Origin of the sequence: Kitasatospora sp. NPDC059577, from assembly GCF_042735475.1 — a bacterium.
Lineage (GTDB): Bacteria > Actinomycetota > Actinomycetes > Streptomycetales > Streptomycetaceae > Kitasatospora.
In genome coordinates this window covers 1-5,187 of record NZ_JBHWBZ010000075.1, presented here as the reverse complement: position 1 = coordinate 5,187, position 5,187 = coordinate 1, and the positions used below count along the sequence as shown (strand labels likewise).

The 5,187-nt window shown below is 74.1% G+C and carries 6 protein-coding genes; 2 read left to right on the top strand and 4 right to left on the bottom strand.

Annotated features, from left to right (window positions below; all coding sequences use genetic code 11):
- Positions 1-184: 184 nt before the first annotated feature.
- From ACFV0O_RS36690 to ACFV0O_RS36680, 3 genes are all read right to left on the bottom strand, one after another.
- On the bottom strand, positions 185-706 hold the full coding sequence (locus ACFV0O_RS36690) for a SixA phosphatase family protein (protein WP_380348469.1): 522 nt from the start codon (positions 704-706) through the stop codon (positions 185-187).
- 190 nt (positions 707-896) lie between these two features.
- The gene (locus tag ACFV0O_RS36685) at positions 897-1,283 is read right to left on the bottom strand and encodes a DoxX family protein (RefSeq protein WP_380348467.1); all 387 of its coding nucleotides are present in this window, start codon (positions 1,281-1,283) and stop codon (positions 897-899) included.
- A gap of 66 nt (positions 1,284-1,349) precedes the next feature.
- A complete protein-coding gene (locus tag ACFV0O_RS36680; protein WP_360254880.1) occupies positions 1,350-1,826 on the bottom strand; it encodes a carboxymuconolactone decarboxylase family protein in 477 nt (158 codons plus the stop codon).
- Between the two features lie 126 nt (positions 1,827-1,952).
- Between ACFV0O_RS36680 and sigJ the strand changes: the two genes are divergently transcribed.
- A complete protein-coding gene (sigJ, locus tag ACFV0O_RS36675; protein ID WP_380348466.1) occupies positions 1,953-2,945 on the top strand; it encodes an RNA polymerase sigma factor SigJ in 993 nt (330 codons plus the stop codon).
- A 44-nt stretch (positions 2,946-2,989) separates the two neighbouring features.
- Here sigJ and ACFV0O_RS36670 read toward each other — a convergent pair whose 3' ends face one another.
- Positions 2,990-4,105 (bottom strand): serine hydrolase domain-containing protein, encoded by a 1,116-nt coding sequence (locus ACFV0O_RS36670; RefSeq protein ID WP_380348464.1) that lies wholly within the window; start codon positions 4,103-4,105, stop codon positions 2,990-2,992.
- 251 nt (positions 4,106-4,356) lie between these two features.
- Here ACFV0O_RS36670 and ACFV0O_RS36665 point away from each other — a divergent pair, with 251 nt between their 5' ends.
- Positions 4,357-5,091 carry a MarR family transcriptional regulator gene (locus tag ACFV0O_RS36665; RefSeq protein WP_380348462.1) on the top strand — a complete coding sequence of 245 codons (735 nt, stop codon included), beginning with the start codon at positions 4,357-4,359 and terminating at the stop codon, positions 5,089-5,091.
- Positions 5,092-5,187: the final 96 nt, after the last annotated feature.

Here is a 5,187-nt window from a genome sequence, read left to right as displayed (position 1 = left end):
ACCGCTCAATCACCCCCGCGGCGGCCGCCCGCCCATGTGACGGGGGGCCGGCCGCGGGGGGGGGCCGCGGCCCGCGCCGCTCACCCCCGCGGGGGCCCCCCGACCCCAGGGGGCCCCCCGGGCCAACGGCCGGGCGGCACGAGGAAGGCCAGGGGGCGGTCAGGGGGCGGCCAGGGGGCGGGGGTCAGGCGTGGGGCGTCCAGAAGGCGACCAGCCGGGCGACACCGTGCTCGACGCTCTTCCAACTCCCCTGGAACGTCAGGACCGCGGCCGCCGCCGTCGGGAAGCCGGAGCGGTTCATCCGCGCGAGCGGGTCGCCCTCGGCCTCGCCGGCCAGGGCGTCGGCCAGCGCGTGGACACCGGGGTTGTGGCCGACCACGGCCACGTCCTGGACCTCGTCGGACACCTCGGTGAGCAGCGCGACGAGTTCCCCGAGGCCGGCCCCGTACAGCCGTTCCTCGTAGACGGTCTTCGGTGTGGCCGCCAGTTCGGGGACGACGAGCCGCCACGTCTCCCGGGTCCGCCGGGCGGCCGAGACGAGCGCGAGGTCGGGAGTGAGACCGGCACCGGCGAGCCAGCGGCCGAGCACCGGCGCGTCCTTGCGGCCCCGCCCCGCGAGGGGGCGCTCGCGGTCGTCCACATCGTCGGGATGCTCGGCCTTGGCGTGGCGGATCAGGACGATCCGGCGCGGCAGTTCCTCGGGCATCGGGCTTCTCCCTCTCCCCCGCGGCGGGACCTCCCCGCACGGGCGCGACAGCGACGATCGTGGCAGCCCCGGCCGGTCGGCCGTCCCGCACCTGCCGCCGTGACCGGTACGGGTCGGCGAGGTTCACCCGTGCGGGGGGACGGACCACCGACCCCGGCCCGTCGCCCCGCCACCGGCTCCACCCGCCCGCTCAGTTGAGGAACGACTCCGGCCCCAGCCGCCCCCACACCACGAACGCCGCCAGCAGCACGTAGACCGCGTCCACCGCCACGAGCCCGTACTCCCGGCGCCGCGCCCGCACCGCCGCCGCCCCTGCCATCAGCAGCACCAGTCCGACGGCCGCCAGCGGCACGAACACCGGCGCGATGTCCAGCACGGCGGGCAGGACCAGCCCCACCGCCGCCAGCACCTCCACCGCGCCGATGGCCTTCACGGCGCCCGCGCCGAAGTCCTCGACCCATCTGCCGCTGCGCCCGGCGGCGGCGATCTTCGCCCGGGGCACGGCCATCTTGAAAACGCCGCCCGCCAGGTAGACGGCGGCCAGCAGTGCGGTGACGATCCACAACGCGACGTTCACGGCGATTTCCTTGCGGGTGTACGGGTACGCGGGCTCGGGGGGCGGGGCCGGGCGGGGCCGGGCCGGTCAGAGGCTGTGCCGGCCGTGCTCGTAGCCGCCCGCGGGCTGACGGGTCATCACGTTGCCCCGGTTGAAGGCGTTGATCACCGAGATCACGCAGACCAGCGCCGCGAGCTGCTCCTCGTCGTAGTGCTTCGCCGCGTTCTCCCACGCCTCGTCGCTGACCCCGCCGGCCGCGTCGGCGATCCGGGTGCCCTGCTCGGCCAGCTCCAGGGCGGCCCGCTCGGCGTCGGTGAACACCGTCGCCTCCCGCCACACCGCCACCAGGTTCAGCCGGGCCGCCTCCTCCCCGGCGTGCACGGCGTCCTTGAAGTGCATGTCGACGCAGTACCCGCAGCCGTTGATCTGGCTGGCCCGCAGCCGCACCAACTCCTGGGTGGCGTACGGCAGGACCGCGTCGGTGACGGCCTGGCTCGCGGCGATCAGGTGCTTGTAGACCTTGCCCATGACGGGGCTGGCGAAGGGGCTCAGGCGGGCTTCCATGGCGTGCTCCTCGGTACGTTGTCCGTTGCTGCCCTCTCAGACAGGACAGCCGTCCGGGCTGTGACAGGGCCCGGATGTGACGTGCGCCACCCGGGGACGGGGCGGGCGCCGGGGGGAGGAGGATCCATGGCGGGACCGGCGGAGTCGGCGGGCACGGCGGAGACGGCGGACGGTAGGGCGGCAGGGGCGGAGGCGGGCGTGGCGGAGGCGGTCCGGTACCGGCCGCTGCTGTTCTCCATCGCCTACGGGATGACCGGTTCGGTGGGCGACGCCGAGGACCTCGTCCAGGACGCCTTCCTCGGCCTGACCCGCGCCGGCCGGGCCGGCACCGAGGTCGCCGACCCGAAGGCGTACCTGGCCACCACGGTCACCCGGCTGGGCATCAACCACCTGGCGTCGGCCCGGGTGCGGCGCGAGACCTACGTCGGCGAGTGGCTGCCCGAGCCGGTGGTGGCGTTCGCCGACCGCCCCGGTGGCCCGGCCGAGCACGCCGAGCTGGCCGACACCCTGTCGATGGCCTTCCTGCTGATGCTGGAGGCGCTCTCCCCCGCCGAGCGGGCGGTGTTCCTGCTGCGCGAGGCGTTCGGGTACGGCTACCCGCAGGTCGCGGAGATGACCGGGAAGTCCGAGGCGAACTGCCGTCAGATCTTCGCCCGGGCCCGCAGGCGCCTGGCCCCGGGCCCCGGCGGCCGGCCCGCCCGGGAGCGGGCCACGGCGCGGCGCGCGGAGAGTGACGAGCTCGCCCGCCGCTTCTTCGCGGCCACCGAGGGCGGGGACCTGGAGGCACTGCTCGACCTGCTCGCGCCCGACGTCGTCTTCCACGGCGACGGCGGCGGCAAGGCCAGGGCGGTCGGCAGGTCGGTCAGCGGTCTGCGGCGCGTCGCCCAGCTGCTACTGTTCGGCTTCGGCCGCAACCGCGCACTCGGCATCTCCCGGTGCTACGCCCGGGTCAACGGCCGTCCCGGCGCCGTCCTGCTGGACGCCCGGGGGCGCGTCGCCGGTGTCATCGCGCTCGACATCGCCGACGGCGCCGTCCGGGCGTTCCACTCGGTGTCCAACCCCGACAAGCTCGCCCATCTCGGGCCGGTCTCGGACCTCGGCCTGCGGCCGCGCAGGTAGCGGGCACCGGAAGCGGGAAGCGAGGCGGGAAGCCGGGCGGGGCCCTACCGGCCGGCGGCGGCCGATCCGGCCCGGCCGCCGCCGAAGACCTCGGCGACGAGCCTCTGCACCGCTTGCTGGAACGCCGCCGCCAGGGACAGTTCGGCGTCGTCGACGTAGTTCAGTGCGGCGGTCAGGGTCGTGCGGCCGTCGGGCGTGCTGTACATCAGCGCCCCGTGGCCGGCCATGCCGCCGTTGTGGGTGATGACGGTGCCGCCGCCGTCGACCTCCTGCACGAACACGCCCAGGCCGTAGCCCGCCTTGGGGTGCGGCGTGCACATCTCGGCCAGCAGCGGGGCGGGCAGGAGCGTGCCGCCGGTCAGGGCGGAGATGAAGGTGTGGAGGTCCCGGGTGGTCGAGATCATGTCGCCGCCGGTGGAGATCCAGGACGGGTTCTGGCGGGTGACGTCGACGGTGTGGCGGCCGGCGTCCTCGTAGCGGTAGTAGGCGTGGGCGTACGGCTCGGGGATCTCCGGGTCGGTGCCGGGCAGCAGGGTGCCGGTCAGTCCGAGCGGGCCGAGGACCAGCCGCTGCATCTCCTCGGCGAGCGGGCGGCCGGTGACCTTCTCGATCAGCAGCCTGACCAGCACGTAGTTGGTGTTGGAGTAGCTCCAGTCCGTTCCCGGCTCGAACCGCGCCGGCCTGGACAGGGCGAGCCGGACCAGTTCCTCGGGCCGGTGGGTCGCGAAGCGGTTGTCCACCCATTCCCGGCCCGCGGTGGTGGCGGCGATCCCGGGCGCGAACGTCCCGTCCTCGTAGTACTCGCCGGTGAAGTTGAACACCCCGCTGGTGTGCTGCAGCAGCATCCGCGCCGTGATCCTCGGGTCCGGCCCGAACTCGGGCAGGTGGTCGGCCACCGGGGCGTCCAGGTCGATCGCGCCCTCGGCCACCAGGCGCAGTGCCGTGGCCGCGGTGAAGGTCTTGGTGTTGCTGCCGATCCGGACGTGCCCGTCCACGGGCGGCTTCGCGGTGTCGCCCAGCTCGCGCACCCCGGCGGTGCCGGCCCATGCGCCCTGCTCGTCGTGCACGCGCAGCGTCACCCCGGTGAATCCGGATCCGACCATCTCCTCGATGGCCTTCTGCAGGTTCGGGCGGTCCTGGCCGGCGGGGGTGCTGGTCATGGTGGTGTGCTCCTCGGGTCCGTTGTCCGTAATCCGTCGTCCGTCTTTCTGACGACGGAAACGCTACGTTGCGTTCATGGACACAGCAACGGAACCGTTGCGGGAAATCTGCATAAGTGCAGGTGGGTGACGTTAAATCATTGCAACGGCTGGAGATCTAACGCAACAACAGCAAGCCTTTCGTTGCACTGGATCGAGAGTGAACGCTATGGTGACGGCACCCACGGCCCACGAAGGAGAGCGAGCGCGCGATGCCCGGAGGCAGACTCACCCAGCAGGAACGCCAGCAGATCGCGCTGGGACTGGCCGACAGCCTCGCCTACGCGGAGATCGCCCGGCGCCTCGACCGCCCGACCTCGACCGTCACCCGCGAGGTCATGCGCAACGGCGGCCCCACCGGCTACCGCGCCGACCTCGCCCACCGGGCCACCGAACACCGCGCCCACCGCCGCAAGAAGGCCGCGCCCCGTCCGCCCGGCACGCCCCCGCAGACGCACGGCCGCGACGCCGAAGCCGTCCGCGCGTACGAGGAGACGTTCACCACCGTCTTCATGGGCCAGGGCCTGCCCACGATGACGGCCCGGGTGCTGGCCGCCCTGTACACCACCGACAGCGCCAGCCTCACCGCCGCCGAACTCGCCGACCGCCTCCGGGTCAGCCCGGCGTCCGTCTCCAAGGCGGTCGCGTTCCTCGAGAGCCAGGGCCTGATCCGCCGCGAACGCGACGAACGCCGCCGCGAGCGCTACATCGTCGACGACGACGTCATGTACCAGTCCACGATGGCCGGCGCCCGCGGCACCGCCGAACTCGCCCGGATCGCCCGGGAGGGCGTGAGCGTCCTCGGCCCCGGCACCCAGGCCGCCGCCCGGCTGGAGAACATCGCCCGCTTCGTCGACTTCGTCTCCGAGAACATCGCCCGCGCCGCCGACCAGGCCCGCGACATCCTCCACACGAAGCCCGTACCCGCCCCGGACGGCCGTTCCTGAGCGACCGTCGGACCGCCCGGGGCCGGTGGCGACCGGCCCCCGGCGGCGGGGGGGCCCCCCCCCCCGGGGCGCGGGGGGGTGACCTCACACCCCACA

Excerpts from the sequence above, each read along its gene's own strand:
- ACFV0O_RS36690 (WP_380348469.1), bottom strand. The coding sequence starts at position 706 with ATGCCCGAGGAACTGCCGCGCCGGATCGTCCTGATCCGCCACGCCAAG.
- ACFV0O_RS36670 (WP_380348464.1), bottom strand. The coding sequence starts at position 4,105 with ATGACCAGCACCCCCGCCGGCCAGGACCGCCCGAACCTGCAGAAGGCC.
- sigJ (WP_380348466.1), top strand. The coding sequence starts at position 1,953 with ATGGCGGGACCGGCGGAGTCGGCGGGCACGGCGGAGACGGCGGACGGT.
- ACFV0O_RS36680 (WP_360254880.1), bottom strand. The coding sequence starts at position 1,826 with ATGGAAGCCCGCCTGAGCCCCTTCGCCAGCCCCGTCATGGGCAAGGTC.
- ACFV0O_RS36665 (WP_380348462.1), top strand. The coding sequence starts at position 4,357 with ATGCCCGGAGGCAGACTCACCCAGCAGGAACGCCAGCAGATCGCGCTG.